This window comes from Bacillus sp. AFS037270, from assembly GCF_002585305.1.
The window spans coordinates 19,247-37,255 of sequence record NZ_NUNF01000002.1; the positions used below are offsets into that span (position 1 = coordinate 19,247).

The window sequence follows — 18,009 nt, forward strand, 5'->3', positions numbered from 1 at the left end:
ATAATCTCTTTTTCTTAAATGATTCCAAAGACCGTATAAAGTGCGATAACAAAGAATACAGCTACTGTTTTAATCATCGTTATAGCAAAAATATCTTTATAGGATTGTTTGTGTGTTAATCCTGTTACGGCAAGCAGGGTAATAACGGCTCCGTTGTGCGGAAGTGTATCCATTCCGCCTGATGCCATGGCGACCACGCGGTGCATTACTTCTGGCGGAATATTGGCTGCAGCGATTGCCTGGTTATACTTCTCAGCCATAGCTCCTAACGCAATCCCCATTCCCCCTGAGGCTGAGCCAGTCATACCGGCAAGTGTACTTGTTGTGACCGCCCCATTTACAAGTGGATTCGTGAATGTACCAGAAATCCCGTCACTAATTTTTGCAAAGCCGGGAAGTGCGGCGATGATGCCGCCAAATCCATATTCAGCACCTGTATTCATCGTTGCCAGCAAGGACCCGCCAATTGCGGTATTCAACCCTTCCTTAAAGTTTTTCGTGACTCGTTTCCAATCATAGAGAAGTGAAGAAACAATACCGACTACTAATGCCATAATAATCGCCCAAATCGCGGCCATCGCTGTAACGTCGACCGTGTAAACCTTCAAGCCGATCGCTGAAAAATCAAAGCCGTTTGGATACCATTTTGGAATGAATGTTATAAATAATTTATTTGTCACTCCCACAAGAATGAGTGGAACAAAAGCTAAAATTTGTTTTAGGACGGATTGTTGTGAGGTCAAATCTGGAGCCGATGCTTCCTTTTCTTCCAGTTTTTCAGCAGCAGCAGCGTTTTCCGTACCAAAGCCGTAATAGCCCTCACCAGCTTTTTCTGCTTTTCTTCTTCTTGTTTCAAGATACAAGAGTCCTAGAACTAGAACAAAAATAGCTCCGATGATTCCAAGTGTTGGTGCCGCATAAATATCTGTTTTAAAGAAGTTAATTGGGATTACGTTTTGAATTTGCGGTGTTCCCGGTAGAGCGTCCATTGTAAACGTAAAGGCACCAAGAGCAATCGTACCTGGAATAAGCCTTTTAGGAATATTTGCTTGTCTAAACATTTGTGCTGCAAATGGATAAATAGCAAAAACGGCTACGAATAAACTTACGCCGCTATAGGTTAAAATCGCTCCTAATAAAACAATCGTCAGCATCGCACGTTTTGCTCCAAGTAAACGAACAATCGTTTTAGCGATGGATTCGGCAATCCCTGACATTTCAACCACTTTTCCAAAAATCGCCCCTAATAAGAAGACGGCAAAATAGTTTTTAATGAATCCAACCATTTTTTCCATAAATACTCCAGAAAAGAATGGTAATACATGGCTTGGATCAATAAGTAATACAGCAAGGAGTGCACATAATGGCGCGAATAATATAACTGAAAATCCACGATAGGCTACAAACATCAGCAGCCCAAGCGCCAGTAAAATAACAAATAATTCCATGTAAATCCCCCTAAAATGTTTTTGTAAGCTTCCTCGTTTACCTCCCCATTAGGTAAGCGTTTCCATTTAAAAACTTACAACTACTTATTTGCAAGAATTATGCCAAAGTTATTTTTCTAAAATTTACTCAAATCGAACTGGAACGATTCCGTTATTCCGGAAAATTGTTTGTAAGCGTTTCCGCAATAACGGAATTTTCCGCTATTGCGGAAATAACCTTATTTCTCCATTTCTACTACTGTGGCAATTCCTTGCCCCCCGCCAATACAAAGTGTCGCGAGCCCGTAGCGCGAATCTCTTCGTTTCATTTCATGAATTAGTGTAACTAACACGCGGGCCCCACTGGCACCGATTGGGTGTCCTAGGGCAACCGCACCGCCATTAACATTCAATTTCTCTCTAGGAATCTCTAGATCCCGGCCAACAGCCAATGATTGAGCCGCAAATGCCTCGTTAGCTTCAACCAAATCCATCTGATTCATTGAAAGCCCAGCCTTAGCTAATGCCTTTTTAGATGCTGGCACAGGGCCAATTCCCATGATTTTTGGATCCACCCCTGCTGTACCATTACCACGGATGACAGCCATTGGTTTAATTCCCAGCTCTTTGGCCTTTTCTCTGCTCATCAGTACGAGTGCGGCCGCACCGTCATTGATTCCGGAGGCATTTCCTGCGGTCACCGTACCGTCCTTTTTAAAAGCAGGCTTTAATTTTGCTAGCTTTTCAGCTGTTACCCCTGCACGCGGGAATTCATCTGTCTCAAAAAATATGGACTCACCCCTGCGCTGTGGAATGACAACCGGAACAATTTCATCCTTAAATTTACCTTCTTTGATGGCTACCTCTGCCTTTTGCTGGCTCCAAGCCGCAAACTCATCTTGCTCTTCGCGGCTGAGTTCATATTGTTCGGCAATATTTTCGGCCGTTACGCCCATATGATAGGAGTTAATGGCACAATGCAGTCCATCTTGAAGCATACTGTCGAGAACTTTACCATCTCCCATGCGATAGCCTGTTCGTCCATCCATAAGTAAATAAGGTGCTAGACTCATATTTTCCATACCGCCAGCCACGACAATTTCCGCTTCACCAGTTTGAATAGCTTGCGTTGCCAAATGGACCGCTTTTAATCCTGAGCCGCACAGTTTATTGATCGACATAGAAGATACCTCGATTGGCAAACCTGCTTTAAGTGCGGCTTGGCGGGCAGGACCCTGGCCAAGACCTGCTTGCAAAACGTTTCCCATAATGACTTCATCTACTTGTTCGCCGGTTATTCCGGCCCGGTTTACGGCTTCTTTGATAACAGTAGCCCCTAACTCGGTTGCCGAGGTATTACTTAAGGTCCCCATGAAACTGCCAATTGCTGTACGTACTGCACTAACGATAACTACATCACGCATGAATATTTCCTCCTCTGCTTAATTCCTTTATTGTCGAACTTACAGCAAAAGAAGCTTCCGTCTTTTCCTTTACTGTTTTTAAATCAACACCCTCTTGAAGTTCCTCCAAAACCAAACCATTCTCTGTTACACGGAAAACAGCTAATTCCGTTACAATTAAGTCAACTACTCCCTTACCGGTCAAGGGTAAACGGCACTGCTCGAGGATTTTAGACGAACCATTCTTTGCTGTATGTTCCATCGCAACAATCACCTTTTTTGCACCTGTCACAAGGTCCATTGCCCCTCCCATGCCAGGAACCATTTTTCCAGGAACCATCCAGTTAGCGAGATTTCCCTTCACATCTGCTTCAAGCCCTCCAAGGACAGTAACATCGACATGCCCGCCGCGGATTAGTTCAAAGGAAAATAGACTGTCAAAGAAAGCACCGCCGCGAATAATACCTGCAGGCTGTCCGCCGGCATTAACCAAATCCGGATCAATGTCGCCTTCTAAAGGACCAAGACCGACATAGCCATTTTCCGATTGCAGGATCACGTTAACGCCCTCAGGCAGGTAGTTGGGCACCATGGTTGGCAGCCCAATGCCAAGATTAACAACATCTCCATCTTTCATTTCCTTTGCTACGCGCGCCGCAATGATTTGTTTTGGATTTACGAGTGTAGTAGTCATTACTGACAGCCTCCTTGAACATAAATTTTATCAACGAGGATTCCAGGTGTCATTACCTCATCTGGATCAATTTCTCCCACCTCAACAAGCTGCTCTACTTGCACAATTACAGTGTCTGCAGCCAATGCCATCAAAGGGTTAAAATTTCTGGCAGAACGATGATAAATCAAATTCCCAGCTTTATCAGCTTTATAAGCCTTTAACAAAGCAACCTCAGCACGAAGTGGTTTTTCAAGCAAATATTCACGACCATCGACTGTGATTTTTTCTTTCCCCTCTTCGACAATCGTTCCCACCCCAGTAGGAGTTAACACTCCACCTAATCCTGAGCCCCCGGCACGCACACGTTCAGCCAAAGTCCCTTGTGGTACTAGTTCTACTTCCATTTCACCAGATATCATTTGCCGGCCGGTTTCTGGATTTGTCCCAATATGTGAAGCGATCACTTTTTTCACGCGTTTATTTACAATTAAAGGCCCTATACCCGCATCCGCGAAAGCGGTGTCATTTGCGATCAAGGTAATATCCTTTACATTTGCTTCAAGCATGGCCGCAACAAGCTCCTGTGGTGTACCGACCCCCATAAAACCCCCAGCCATAATCGTCATGCCATTTCTAAAAATGGATGAGACTTCTTCCAATGAAATAATCTTATTCACTTCAAAAGCACCTCCTGAAATTAAAAGCGAAGTAAATATCTTTACGCTAAATTAATATGCAAGAACCGTGCCAAGAACAAAAGCGCAAGCGNNTTTTATTAACAGTTATCCACAAGCGAAAATTTTTTAATTTCCTAAACGAAAAAAAAGACTTTTTCGCCATACTAGCGAAAAAGTCTTTTTCAAAATCATATTTTGAGAGAAACCTCGATTTATTTAGGATCTACTTTTGTATTAAATACTTGCTTACCGTCTTTATATTCTAAAACAGTTGCCGATTTAATTGGGTTGTGGTTTTTGTCGATTGTCACAATACCTGTTACAAGAGAAAGATCTTTAGTCTTTTCTAAAGCTTCTTTAATTTTAGTTGAGTCCGTGCTGCCTGCACTCTTGATAGCATCTGCTAATAGATAGACAGTGTCATAACCAAGGGCGTTAAAGGCATTTGGTGAATTGCCATCATTCTTTTCTTTATATGCAGATACAAACGTTTGAATCTTCTTGTCTGGATCTTCAGATGAATAGTGGTTGGTGATATATGTGTTGTTTAACGCATCGGCACCCGCTAATTCTACTAATTTCGGTGAATCCCAGCCGTCTGCACCCATAAGTGGAGCAGTGATTCCTAATTCACGAGCTTGTTTTACAATTAAACCAACTTCTTCATAATATCCAGGGATAAAGATAAATTCCGGATTTTTAGACTTAATGCGTGTTAACGTTGCACGGAAGTCTGTATCCTTCCCAACATATGCCTCTTCAGAAACGACCTTACCGCCTTCCTTTTCAAACGTTTCTTTAAATGAAGCTGCCAAACCTTTCGCATAGTCACTTGCACTATCAGCAAAGATAGCAACGTTTTTAACCTTTAATTCGTTAGCTGCAAAGTTGGCTGCAACTGTTCCTTGGAATGGGTCAATAAAAGAAGTACGGAATACGTATTCGTTTAATTTCCCTTTATCTGTAACCGTTACGTTTGGAGCTGTACCTGATGGAGTTAATAGAACTGTTTTATTGCTATCGGCGATTTCAGCTTGGGCAACGGTGTCACCGCTTGTAGCAGCACCGATAATAGCTGTTACTTTATCTTGGCTGGTTAACTTGATGGCACCATTTGTAGCTTCAGCTGCATCTGATTTATTGTCCACTTTAACAAGCTCAATCTTCTTGCCGTCAACTCCGCCCTTTTTGTTAATCTCATCAACAGCAAGGTTGATCCCTGAAGCTAGTGACTCCCCGTAAGAAGCAACTCCTCCTGAAAGCTCTAAGTTCACGCCGACTTTAATCGTATCCCCACCGCCGCCGGCACTATCTTTCGCTCCCGAACATCCGGCTAATACGCCAGCCAATAATGTTGAAGCCATAAACATCTTTGCAAAATTCTTCTTCATCATGATAATCCCCCTCATATATATATATTTTCTGATTTTTCTGACATAAACAACCGTTAATTAGTAGTTTCGTAGAAAAGGTATGTTTAGTCGTTGAATTAATTGATATTTAGTATTGTAATACAATTAATTTCATTCGTCTAGTATATTATTTATTAATTTTAATATTTCTGAAATATATTATTTTTCGAACTCATTTAACCTGCATAACACATATTATTAAGTAATTACCACGATGCTTCACTTCTTCCACTAGTCTTCAAAGATATTCTATAATATCGAACGATCTATTTTACAGATAATAAACATAGTTGCGTTTTCATCGTTCAAATAGTAAAAGACAGCTCTCCAAGTTGGAGGCTGCCTTTGGTTTTGTTTATTTTTTCTTTGCGTGTTTGCGCATATCGAAGGCTACTGCGACGATGATGATTAAACCTTTTACGATAAATTGGATGTACGGGCTTACCCCTAGGAAAGCTAATCCATAGTTGATAACCTGGAAAATAAGAACCCCGGTTACGATCCCCGGTACTGTTCCAATTCCACCTGTTAAGGATACCCCACCGACTACACAGGCTGCGATTGCATCCATCTCATACATATTACCCGTATTGTTTGTGGCACTACCTACACGGCCTGCTTCAAGAACACCCGTGAAGCCGTAAAGAAGACCTGCGATCATATAGATGATGATGATATTTTTTGCTACGTTAACCCCTGAAACCTTTGCTGCTTCAGGATTTCCACCAATTGCATACATATTTTTACCAAGCTGCGTTTTATTCCAAATTACCCAAATAATGAGTGAAACAATAATGGCATAGAAGATCAGGTATGGGAATTCATATTGCCCAAGCTTAATTCCTCGTTGTGCAAACGTTGTAAACTTCTCGCTTAAACCGCCAATCGGCTGTGCACCATATGGAGGGCGGTCAAAGTAGATAGAAGAAGTACCGTACACGACAATCATCATACCTAGAGTGGCAATGAATGGCGGAACATGAAACTTAGCCACAATCACACCACTGATAGCAGAAATCAAACCAGTTGCTAACATTGCAATTATAATTGGAACAAATAGCGGTAATTCTTGTAAATGTGGGTACATTTTATAAGCATAATCACTTGCTTGAAGCATGGAAGCTGAAACAACCGCTGCTAATCCGACCATCCGGCCTGCTGAAAGGTCAGTACCGGCTAGAATAAGGATACCAGCTACCCCAAGGGCGATAATAACACGTGAAGATGCCTGACTTAGAATATTAATTAAGTTCGTCATCGATAAGAAATCCGGGGATGCTACCACAATCCCAACCACTAGTAGAAGTAATACCAAATATATAACATTATCTACAATCCATTTTGAGAAACCTGATTTCGATTTTTGTACATCCTTAGATCCCAATTTTTTTAAAGCTTCTGTACTCATTTTTGTCGCCTCCTAATACAATGCGGCTAACCGCATGATTTCTTCTTGGGAAGTCGTCTTCGTATCAACGATCCCAGCTGCTTTTCCATTACTCATCACAAGAATTCGGTCTGTAGTACCCAATAGCTCCGGCATTTCGGAAGAGATCATGATAATTCCTTTTCCTTCTGCGGCTAATTGGTTGATTAATTGATAAATCTCGAACTTTGCCCCAACATCAATACCCCGGGTTGGTTCATCCAGCAATAGAATATCAGGCTTTGTTAAGAGCCAGCGCCCGATAATAACCTTTTGCTGGTTCCCACCGGATAGACTGCCAATCGATGTTTTTTGCGATGGGGTTTTTACCTTCATCGAATCAATGACCCATTGAGTATCATCCGCTACTTTCTTATTGGATAAAAACCCGCTCTTTGTTTTGTACTGCCTCATGTTCGAAATAATCGAGTTAAAGCTGATGCTTAAATCTGAGAAGATTCCGGTTGACCGTCTCTCCTCGGTTACAAGTGCAAATCCGTTTTTGATGGCATGCTGTGGAGAATGGTTTTTAACCTCCTTACCGTTCAGCTCAATTTTTCCGGATTTTAATGCTCTGATTCCAAAGATCGCTTCGACTACTTCTGTCCGCTTGGAACCAACTAAACCAGCGATTCCAAGTATTTCACCCTTTTTCAGCTCAAAGCTAACATTTGAAAAAGAAGGCTGTGTTTCTGCTGTTAAATCAGAAACCCTCAAGATTACATCCCCTGGCTTGTTTTCCTTGGCTGGGAAACGCTGTGATAAGTCGCGGCCTACCATTAGCTTAATAATCTCGTCTGTAGTTAAGTCCTTTGCACTTCTGGTCGCAATGTACTGACCATCACGCATAATCGTGACTTCGTCAGAAATCTTTAAGATTTCTTCCATTTTGTGCGAGATATAGATGATCGCGACATTTTCACTTTGAAGCCTTTTAATGATTCTAAATAAATGATTGACTTCCGTCTCAGTTAAGGATGATGTAGGCTCATCCATTACGATTATCTTTGAATGATAGGAAACAGCTTTTGCAATTTCGACCATTTGCATCTCTGAAACAGATAACGAACTAACCTTGCTGCGCGGGTCGATATGAATATCTAAACTTTTAAAAATAGCAGCAGTATCCTCGTACATTTTCTTTTCATCTACGAAAATACCTTTTTTCGGATAACGCCCAAGCCATATATTATCCATGACATTTTGTTGGCGGACCTGGTTCAACTCCTGGTGCACCATGGAAACGCCGTTTTCTAAGGCTTGTTTGGAGTTGGCAAATGAAATCTCATTTCCATTAAAGGTGATTTTGCCTTCGTCCATCGAATAAATTCCAAATAAGCATTTCATTAAGGTCGATTTCCCTGCACCGTTTTCACCCATTAAGGCATGGACCGAACCCGGTTTCACTTTCAAGGTAACATTGTCTAAAGCAAGTACCCCGGGGAATCGTTTTGTAATATTTTGCATTTCAAGTAGATTGGCAGTACTAGATCCTGTCATAAGTGAACCTCCTAACTTAACAATTTTAAAAATATGAGTGGCCCTTCCTAGTCCGGCTCATATCTATTTAATAAAAACTATCTGAATTTAAAATTGCACGGTTTCCAGCTTTACACATGTAAGCTTAGTTCTCCGAACGAAGGAAAAGCATGATCTTTTCCTTCGTTCGAAGAGCGCCAAGGGGTGATAACCCCAGACAGGCGCTTCCGCTTTTCTATTTGTCTAGCTCCAGCTCCTAGGGGCTCGGGTCATAAGCCAATCCGTCAAGAAGGCTAAAGGGCAGCCTTCTCGCCGGCTCGTCTTATGCCGGTCGCCCCTGGGCAAGGCGCTTCCGCTTTTCTTATTGTCTAGCTCCAGCTCCCAGCGGCTAGTGTACTTCGCTCTTTGCCCTACGATAAGTCAACATCGAATCGCTGGTCGCTCTTCGTGTTTCCTTTATCTCGGTCAAAGCGCTCCAGTCCATACGCCGCTAAACGGTCGCTTCCGCTTTTCTATTTATAAGCATCCTTACCAACTTGGATGTTGTCTTTTGTGATTTCGACGTAAGGAACACGGACTGCTTTCTTGTCGTCAAGCTTCCACTCTGTTCCGTCTAATACATCCTTGCCTTTTGCAGCATTTGTAGCTAGGTCAATCGTTGCTTTACCTTGGTTCTTCGCGTCATTCAAGACTGTACCAACCATTTTGCCTTTTTCAATCATTTCAAGTGCTTCTGGAATTGCATCAACACCTACAACTGGGACAAACTTATCTCCAGAGAAGTAGCCTGCTTTTTCAAGTGAGGAAATTGCACCTAATGCCATACCATCGTTGTTAGCAATTACAAATTCGATTTTATCGCTGTACTTAGAAACCCAAGCATCCATTTTTTCAGTTGCTTTGGTTGCATCCCACATCGCCGTATCCATTGCTAATTGTTCCACTTGAATACCTTTAGATTTCACAGTGTCAACTACATATTTTGTACGAGCCTCCGCATCTGGATGTCCTGGCTCACCTTTTAATAGAACATATTGAAGCTTGCCGTCATGGTTTTTGTCCCACTTATCTTTGTTCGCTTCCCAAGCCTTAGCGATTAATTCACCTTGCAGAACGCCTGATTCTGATGAAGTTGTTCCAACATAGTAGGCTTTATCGTAGCCTTGTAATACACTTTCATCTGGCTCTTTATTAAAGAAGATGACAGGAATATTTTTAGCTTTTGCTTTGTCCACAATGGTTTGTGCTGCTTTTGGATCTACTAGGTTGATCGCCAGCGACTTTGCACCTTTAGCGATTAACGTATCCACTTGCTCGATTTGTTTGGCTTGGTCATTTTGTGAATCGTTCAGCATTAAGTTAACATTTCCTTTTGCTGAAGTTTCCATTGCACGGCGTACGTAAGACATGAAGTTATCATCAAACTTATAGATGGTTGCTCCAACAGCTGGCAGCTTGCTGTCTTTGCTGCTTGCAGAACCTCCTGAACCGCTCGTGGAACTGCTGCAGCCTGCCGCTAATAGAATACTAGATGCAACTGTTAAAGATAGAATCAAACCTTTTTTCTTCACACTGATCAATCTCCCTTTACTGTTTTATAAAGACCCTATTAAGCTGTTTTCCTGGAGCTTAATTCAGTCTTAATGTAAGCCCTTGCAAATATATTAGCATGGTGACAACGGTTACAGTAGGGGCGACCTATAGCACATATTTGCGATTATCTAGATTATTTTGCAATCTTTGAAACATCAATGTAATAAAACTGTTTGAAAAAAAGGGGGCCAATTTCACAAAAATTGGCCCCAACAAGATAATCCTAATTTACCGTTGCCTTACGAAACTCACTTGGCGACAATCCTGTCAGTTTCTTAAACACCCTGCTGAAATAGTTTGGATCCCGGTAGCCGACAGAATAACAGATTTCCTTCATGCTCTTTCCCGGATCGAGCATTTCCGCTTTGGCTTTCTTGATTCTAATCTCCGTCAAGTAATCAATAAAAGTCATTCCAAATCGATCTTTAAATAGCTTGCTAAAATAAAACGGACTTAGTTCTACGTATTCAGCTGCAGATTCCAATGTAATCGCATCTGCATAATGCGTTTCAATATAATCCTTGGCTTTTTGCAGCATTCCCTTTGCATGATTATTCCGCCATACCTGAACATGCTGAACAACCGCAAGTAAGTGAGCTTTTCCCGCTTCTAGAACCATCCGAATATCCTCTGACTCATCAATGTTAGGAATCCGATCATATGTAATCCCAAGATCATGAAGCATACGCGAAAGGAGGATAAACAGCTCCTCGAACGATTTTTTTACAAAGGAGGCTTTTATATTATTTGACCCAAGCTTTGACACAAAGGAATCAAAGATCAGCATCACCTGATTAACATCACCCTGTCTGACACTATCAAGCAGCCTTTTCTCCACCTCAATGATCTCAGAATCAGAAGGTAATTCAAAGGCAGGCCCCTGCTTGTTGTAAAATAAATATTTGCGGTTAGGCGTTTTTAAAAGCTCCTCAAGTGCCAGTATTGCTTCATGATAGGATTTATTCAGCTCATGGGCATGGTTATATGGGTGGCCAATCCCAATCCTTAATTCTGCGCTAAAGTTTACTTGTTTAAAGAGACGATAAAGGTTCTCTATTATGCTTTCTGCGTTTGTTCTAAAATGGGTCTTCTCCGCTGACTTTTTACAAAGAAATAGAACTGGAACTTGGCACTCCATCATCGCCCCCACCATAATTTCATGCTTGACCACAATAGACTTTAGCGTATTTTTAAGCCAGCTATACCATTTCTCTTTTTCTAACGAAGTTAGTTCCGTCTTAGAGGTTTGCTTTAATGTAAATAACATCGCATACCCCGATGTAATCTCCACGCCTAGCAGCTGGCTCCACTCATCAAAGGTCATATCTTGTACCTGATTCATCAACAAGGATGATACCCACTCTTTCTGAGCAATTGATACGGCCCGGTCGAGGTTTTCTCTCAGGCTTTGCTGTTCTTCCTTTGCCCTTCGTTCTGCAAGAATCTCGTCTGCAACCCGCTGCAAGCTATCAAGAAGATCCTTTTTACTGCTCGGCTTGAGGATATATTCCTTGACCCCTTGCTGCATTACTTCTTTGGCATACTCAAACGTATTAAAAGCAGAAACCATGATAAAACGAATCTCTGGTTCGAACTTTTTAATCTCTTTTACTGCTTGGACACCGTCGGTTCCCGGCATTTTGATATCCATAAAAATAATATCCGGGCGGTGTTCCTGGGCCATTTCAATGGCGATTCTCCCGTTTGGCGCTTCCCCAATAACCGTTACGTCCACTTTCGAGCCCTTTATGATTTTGGCAACTGCTTTTCGTTCAAGTATTTCATCATCTGCTATAAGAATTTTCAACAAGTTTGTTCCCCCCTCTAGCCGTGACAGGTATCTTCAGTCGGAAAATCGTTCCTTTGTTTAATTCTGATTCAATTTCCACCACATTCTTTTGTTGGTAAAAAAGCTGCAGCCTTTTAATCACGTTTTTTACTGCAATACCATTGGATTGTTCCTTCGTTTTCTCCAGTTCCACATTTTCTTCATTGTCCAATCCATCTACATAATGAAGGAGCTTTCTCTTCGTCCGTCCGTCCATTCCCACACCGTTATCAATTACTTCAACATGTATATGGTCATTCAGCCGATAAATATGAAGTTCGATAATACCATTTTCTTCATATTCTTCAACGCCATGGGTGAATGCGTTTTCAATTAAAGGCTGTAAAATAAGACTAGGAATCTCTATGTCTAGATATTCTTCCTGAATTTCCGTGATAAATTGAATACGATCGCCGAATCTTGTTTTTTGAATAAAGAAATACTCTTTCACAATACTGACTTCGTCTCTTAAGGTTGAAACTTTATCGAAATCACTTAGATTGTAGCGTAATAATGCCGCAACGGCTTCAATTAATCTCGACGTCTCCTCGGCTTCTTCAAGATATGCCATCTTAGAAACAGTGTTAAGCGTATTAAATAGAAAGTGCGGATTCATTTGGTTTTGCAGACTTCTTAACTCTAACTCTTTTAACAGCTTATCGAGCTCTCCTTGTTGTTTGATTTCAGTGACTAGTACTTTAAGGTTGCTGCGCATTTGATTAAATGTTTCTGTTAGCAATTTGAGCTCATCCTTAGTGGTTATTTTAATATCCTCACCAGAAAGGTTTCCTTTCGAAATCTCCTTAGCCGCTTTCGATAACAAACTGATGGGTTTGGTAATCCCGCCCGATATCCATAACGCAAGCAAGGTGCTTAGGAAAAAGGCAGCCGCAAACAGAGATATCGACAAGAGTTTATAGTAATGATTTTGCTGCTCCATTTGGTCATAGAATTTTTGATAGTCTGTTAATTTATTATTTAACAGGGCAAGTGTACTTTCCTGGATAAAGGAGTTAACTTTCAAAACTTCATTAAAGTGAGTGGAGTATAGGTTAATCTGATCCTGTTGGAATGCGCCAATCGTGGCATCTCCCTCATCTAAAAAGCTATCAATCATATTTTTATAATTCGTGAGTGTCACATCATTGGTGTTCATCACTTTCACTAGTCTTTTTTGGTCCTTAATTAATTTTAGTTTTTCGCTTCGGTAGTCTTGAAGATACGATTTTTCCTTATCTAAAATATACCCATGAAGCTTTTCCGTCAGGAAATTACTTCTTTGTGAAATATCATTAAGCAAAAGAAATCGTTCAAAACTTTCATCGTATTCAGAAACGAGTTTTTCACTTCGGTCATAAAAAAACATCCCGACTGAGGTAAGTAAAACGACAAGAACAATAAAATATAGTAACAGTTTCGATCTTATCCGGAATAACATCAGTTATCAGCCGCCTTTCGGTGCTGATCACTCAAAGGTAAGTCTGATTTTCTTAAGATTCGAGTATCGGTATGAACAATTGGCGAGACTTTATTTCCTTGGATAAGCTCAATCATCGTTTTAACGGCCCCATATCCCATTTGATAGGGTTCCTGAATAACAGTGGCATTGATCGTACCCTCTCGAATAAAATCAATTGTTTCCGGGAGTGTATCGAAGCCAATTATATAAATCTGCCTTTGTTTATGATATTTTTTTACGACATGCGCTATTTCAATTCCATCTAAGGCACTTGTCCCAAAGAAGGCTGTTACCTCCGGGTGTTCCTGCAGTATTTGATTTGCCTTTTCTGCCGCTTTTACCCTGCTAATCTCGGATTCTTCCACGTCGATTATATTGATTCTTCTTTCCGGTTTAACGGCATCTTCAAACCCCTTGACCCGCTGCTGCATATGGTTGGCATAAAAGCTGCCGGTAATAATCGCCACATTTACTCTCCCAAATGTATCCGCTATCAAAGCTTTGCCCGCCAAATACCCCGCATAATAGTTATCAGTTCCAATATAGGCTAGTCTTCTGCTATTAGCGGCATCCGTATCAACAGTGACAACTGGAATCCCGCTGGCAACGACCCGATCAATCAGCGGAGTGAATTGCTCGTCATTCAACCCTTGGGTCATGATGCCATCTACTTTGGAGGCTGCTGACATTTCGATCGTCCTTACGTGCTCATCAATGTTTGCCTGTTTTGGCCCTGCATATTCTAGCAGAACACTATATTTTTTTGCCGCATCCTTTGCGCCTTTTTCTACGAGTTTCCAATATTCATTGTCCAACTCTTCTGGAATAAGGACAAAATGGTAGTTATACTTTTCTACTGTTTTTTGTTCTTTAGGTAAATCATGGGTAATCACCTTGTAGCCAAAAAATATAGAAAATGAGCAACTAATTAAAAAAAACAAACCTCCAACAGTATACGCTATGATGGATAATCTGCTCATATAACAACTCCGATCCCAAAGCATAAGATAAATCCATTATACGTAACATCCCAAAAATCGACAATCTGAATTATGTGAGCTTGTTTCTTGATATTAATCGATTTTTCGGTTGAAACCTAGAAAAAACCAGCCTGCATTTTCTTTTAATGCAAGCTGGTTTTTTCGATTTATTGTTTAGTAAGCCGCTTAAAGCCAATTGTAGGTTTTAGGACATCAGTGACTTTTTGTACAATCATATCATGGTCGACTGTAAAAGTTGCAGACCCTTTTATATTTTCGGAAGATGCGCCTACTTTTACTGTATAGGTACCTTTTTCAAGAACCCAAGCGGATTCTTCTTCGTCAAATGAAGCTAGGTCTTTAGCATTTAAATTGAAATAAAGCAGTCGACGCTGATTAGGTTTTAACACCTTTGTTTTGGCAAAAGCCCTTAATTCTACTGCAGGCTTTTCAAGCTTTCCATCTGGCGCAGAAACATAGACCTGAACTACTTCTTTTCCCGGAAGGCTGCCGGTATTTTCAACCATCGCACTAATAGTGAGTTTGCCCTTAAATTTCTTGCCCTTGTTGACTTTCACATGGCTAATGTCAAAGTTTGTGTAGGATAACCCATAGCCAAACTCATAAGCAGGTTTTTCTCCAAAGGTTGTAAAATACCGATAGCCGACATAAATATCTTCCTGATAAATTACTTTAGCTGGGTTTGCAGCCGGTGTTCCTGGGAAGCTAGCTGCTGAGGGGACATCACTGTACTTTACAGGAAAAGTAGTAGTCAATTTCCCAGACGGATTTACTTTACCAGATACTACATCGGCTACAGCTTTACCCGCTTCCTGACCTGGCTGCCATGCTAAGAGAATGGAATCCACCTTATCCCTCCAGCTTGCTACTTCAATTGGCCCTCCAATGTTCAGAATAACAGCCACCTTTTTCCCTTGCTTATGGTACTCTGTTGATACTCTTGAAATCATCTCCTGTTCAGCATCACTTAAAAGGTAATCCCCTTTTACCACTTTTCGGTCTTCAGCTTCTCCAGAATTTCGTCCAATAACGATGATCCCAAGATCCGTTTCTTTTGAAGCAGAAGTAATTTCATTCTCCTCTAAGGGTTTCTCTGGAATCACTGGGACCAATTTCCCAAAATCTTCACCCCATGGATGCGGTTTAATTTTATATGGTTCTTGCCGGCGCAATGAATCAATATAGGTTTTATATTTAATTAATAGGTCTTGATTAATTTGGTAGCCAGCTTCCTTTAAACCTTCTGCAATCGAAACCGTATAGGCTGCGTTTACGTCACCGCTGCCAGTCCCGCCCTTAATGGTCTCAATCTGTGTATTCCCGAATAATGAAATCTTTTTATTTTTATTAATAGGCAGAGCTCGTTCTTTATTTTTTAATAGGATCATTCCTTCTGCAGCAGCTTTTCTTGCCACTATTGCATGTGCCTTTAAATCAGGCTGGTCAGAATTTTGATATTTCTTAAACTCAGGCGTTTGAATGACGATTCGTAGAATGTTCTTAATATTACGATCAAGTATTTTCTCATCTAATCTTCCGCCTTCTACAGCTAACTTAATAAGATTAGATTTATTTGGCGACCCTGGCATAATTAAATCATTTCCAGCCTTCATTTGTTCCACTGGGTCCTTACCAGCAAACCAGTCGGTCATAACAAAGCCTTTATAACCCCAATCTTTTCTTAATACTGTCGTTAATAAATCAGTACTTTCAGATGTATATGTCCCATTGATTTTATTATAAGAGCTCATTACAGCCCATGGATGGGACTCTTTTACCGCCATTTCAAAACCTTTTAAATAGATTTCCCTTAACGCGCGTTGGGATACAATCGTATCGATAATCATCCGGTTCGTTTCCTGGTTGTTTGCAGCAAAATGTTTAATTGTTGCCCCTACACCATTGGATTGAATCCCATTCACAACGGAAGCTGCTATTTTTCCAGAGATTAAGGGATCCTCTGAATAATACTCAAAGTTTCTGCCGTTTAACGGATTCCTATGAATATTTAGAGCTGGTGCCAAAAACATATCAATTCCATATTCTTTTACTTCATTTCCCTGAGCCTTGCCCACCGCCTTTGCCACAGCTGTATCCCAAGTAGAGGCCAATGATGTGGCGATCGGGAAGGCAGTTGCGTAATAGGTTTGAGTCTGCCCAGGTCTTGTAGGACGGATCCTTAGTCCTGCTGGGCCATCTGCCATCCGCAATTCAGGAATACCAAGTCGTGGAATTCCATATGTACCACCTACTGCTCCTGTAATTTCAAATGGTCCTCTTGAGATACCAGGCATTCCTACTCCCACAACAAATTTTGCTTTTTCCTCTAAGGTCATGGCTCGAATAACTCTGTCAATGGAAGCTGCATCTGTCAGGTAAGGGTCATTCTTTTGTACAGTAGATGTTTGGCTTTTTTGTACTCTGGGTAAATGCTGGGTCTCTGCGGATGCCATGTCAAAGGCGAATCCTGAAATAAGTAATGAAGATGAAAATGTTATAACAAATAATTTTGATTTTCCCTTTAGCCTTTTTAGCATATTTTACTGTCCCCTTTAAGTTAGGATTTCTAGACTAAAAACAAAAAAGCCGCTTTATCCACAAATAGTGTGGACAAAGCGGCTTTTTTTATGTTCTAAAAGCTGCTATTTCGAATAATAAGTTTGGTGGCGATGAGGATTTTTTTGGCGGTCTTTCGGCCTTCGATTCGTTCTAAAAGGGTATCTACTGCTGTTTCACCCATCAACTCGGTATAAACTTTGACGGTGCTCAAGGTTGGGAACACATATTTCGAGATGCTTATATCATTAACACCAATGATGTTAACCCGATCCGGCACTGCGATTCCTTCTTCTAGTAATGCCCTTAAGGCCCCGACAGCAATGGAGTCATTTCCCGCAAAGAAAGCTGTCGGTAAGTTATCACCATGTTCCCCGATAGCCTGTTTCATCAGGGCATGACCATCATCCGCCGAAAATTTTCCATTATACAAATAGTTTTTATCAAAAATGCCCTTTTCAGTTAGATAACGCTTAAAGGTTTCTTCTCTAGCATCCTCGATTGCAGCAGTCTTATCTTTAAATTCCTCTTTGCCGCCGATATAGCCAATTTGCTTATGACCCTTTTCGATAAAATGATCAAGCACCTTTTTTGTCGCCTTCTCAAAATCAATAACAACAGAATCAAACTGCTCTTCATCTGGAGAGGTATCAACAAACACAATGTTCTTGGCAACCGACCGGAGCTCCTTCACTTGCTTGCGGCTAAACTTACCAATGGCGATTAACCCTTGGAGCTCAGTATCTTCCCTTAATTCTTCATAGTTATCCTGAAAATACTTAACAAGTTGGAGACTCTGATGACGACAACGGTTTTCAACACCTAGCCGTATCGACATATAGTATAAATCTTCAAGTTCTTCCTTTTCGGTATACCATTGGAGGACGGCAATCCTGCCGGAATCCTGTCTTTTAGCTGGTTTCTTCTTGTATGAAAGCTCCTCAGCTGCCTCAAAAATCTTCTTTTTTGTTTCATCGCTGACAGAAAGCGTCGTATCGTAATTCAGTACGCGCGAAACTGTTGCAATCGAAACCCCTGCTAACTGAGCAATATCTTTTATTGTTGCCATAAA

At 41.1% G+C, this 18,009-nt stretch carries 13 protein-coding genes; all 13 read right to left on the bottom strand.

What is annotated here, in order from left to right; all coding sequences use genetic code 11:
- Positions 1–14: 14 nt before the first annotated feature.
- A complete protein-coding gene (locus COD92_RS00580) occupies positions 15–1,448 on the bottom strand; it encodes a GntP family permease (RefSeq protein ID WP_098995823.1) in 1,434 nt (477 codons plus the stop codon).
- 218 nt (positions 1,449–1,666) lie between these two features.
- On the bottom strand, positions 1,667–2,851 hold the full coding sequence (locus tag COD92_RS00585) for an acetyl-CoA C-acetyltransferase (RefSeq protein ID WP_098531092.1): 1,185 nt from the start codon (positions 2,849–2,851) through the stop codon (positions 1,667–1,669).
- Positions 2,844–3,524, bottom strand: a complete 681-nt coding sequence (locus tag COD92_RS00590; protein WP_098531093.1) for a 3-oxoacid CoA-transferase subunit B — start codon at positions 3,522–3,524, stop codon at positions 2,844–2,846. The genes COD92_RS00585 and COD92_RS00590 overlap by 8 nt, the downstream gene beginning before the upstream one ends.
- Positions 3,524–4,183: an acetate CoA-transferase subunit alpha gene (gene atoD, locus COD92_RS00595; protein WP_098531094.1), complete on the bottom strand. Its 660-nt coding sequence runs from the start codon at positions 4,181–4,183 to the stop codon at positions 3,524–3,526. The genes COD92_RS00590 and atoD overlap by 1 nt, the downstream gene beginning before the upstream one ends.
- A 212-nt stretch (positions 4,184–4,395) precedes the next feature.
- Positions 4,396–5,574, bottom strand: coding sequence for an ABC transporter substrate-binding protein (locus COD92_RS00600; protein WP_176541248.1), 1,179 nt, complete (start codon positions 5,572–5,574; stop codon positions 4,396–4,398).
- A gap of 376 nt (positions 5,575–5,950) precedes the next feature.
- A complete protein-coding gene (mglC, locus tag COD92_RS00605) occupies positions 5,951–7,003 on the bottom strand; it encodes a galactose/methyl galactoside ABC transporter permease MglC (protein WP_255286683.1) in 1,053 nt (350 codons plus the stop codon).
- A gap of 12 nt (positions 7,004–7,015) precedes the next feature.
- Positions 7,016–8,521 (bottom strand): galactose/methyl galactoside ABC transporter ATP-binding protein MglA, encoded by a 1,506-nt coding sequence (mglA, locus tag COD92_RS00610; protein WP_098531096.1) that lies wholly within the window; start codon positions 8,519–8,521, stop codon positions 7,016–7,018.
- 491 nt (positions 8,522–9,012) lie between these two features.
- The gene (mglB, locus tag COD92_RS00615; protein ID WP_218011291.1) at positions 9,013–10,077 is read right to left on the bottom strand and encodes a galactose/glucose ABC transporter substrate-binding protein MglB; all 1,065 of its coding nucleotides are present in this window, start codon (positions 10,075–10,077) and stop codon (positions 9,013–9,015) included.
- A gap of 239 nt (positions 10,078–10,316) precedes the next feature.
- Positions 10,317–11,903 carry a response regulator transcription factor gene (locus tag COD92_RS00620; protein WP_098531098.1) on the bottom strand — a complete coding sequence of 529 codons (1,587 nt, stop codon included), beginning with the start codon at positions 11,901–11,903 and terminating at the stop codon, positions 10,317–10,319.
- Positions 11,878–13,359, bottom strand: coding sequence for a sensor histidine kinase (locus COD92_RS00625; RefSeq protein WP_098531099.1), 1,482 nt, complete (start codon positions 13,357–13,359; stop codon positions 11,878–11,880). The genes COD92_RS00620 and COD92_RS00625 overlap by 26 nt, the downstream gene beginning before the upstream one ends.
- Entirely contained in the window at positions 13,359–14,360 is a 1,002-nt protein-coding gene (locus COD92_RS00630; RefSeq protein ID WP_098995824.1) for a sugar-binding protein, read from the bottom strand. Before COD92_RS00630 ends, COD92_RS00625 begins: the two co-directional genes overlap by 1 nt.
- A 167-nt stretch (positions 14,361–14,527) precedes the next feature.
- On the bottom strand, positions 14,528–16,918 hold the full coding sequence (locus COD92_RS00635) for a beta-glucosidase (protein ID WP_255295231.1): 2,391 nt from the start codon (positions 16,916–16,918) through the stop codon (positions 14,528–14,530).
- A gap of 95 nt (positions 16,919–17,013) precedes the next feature.
- Positions 17,014–18,006: a LacI family DNA-binding transcriptional regulator gene (locus COD92_RS00640; RefSeq protein WP_098531101.1), complete on the bottom strand. Its 993-nt coding sequence runs from the start codon at positions 18,004–18,006 to the stop codon at positions 17,014–17,016.
- Positions 18,007–18,009: the final 3 nt, after the last annotated feature.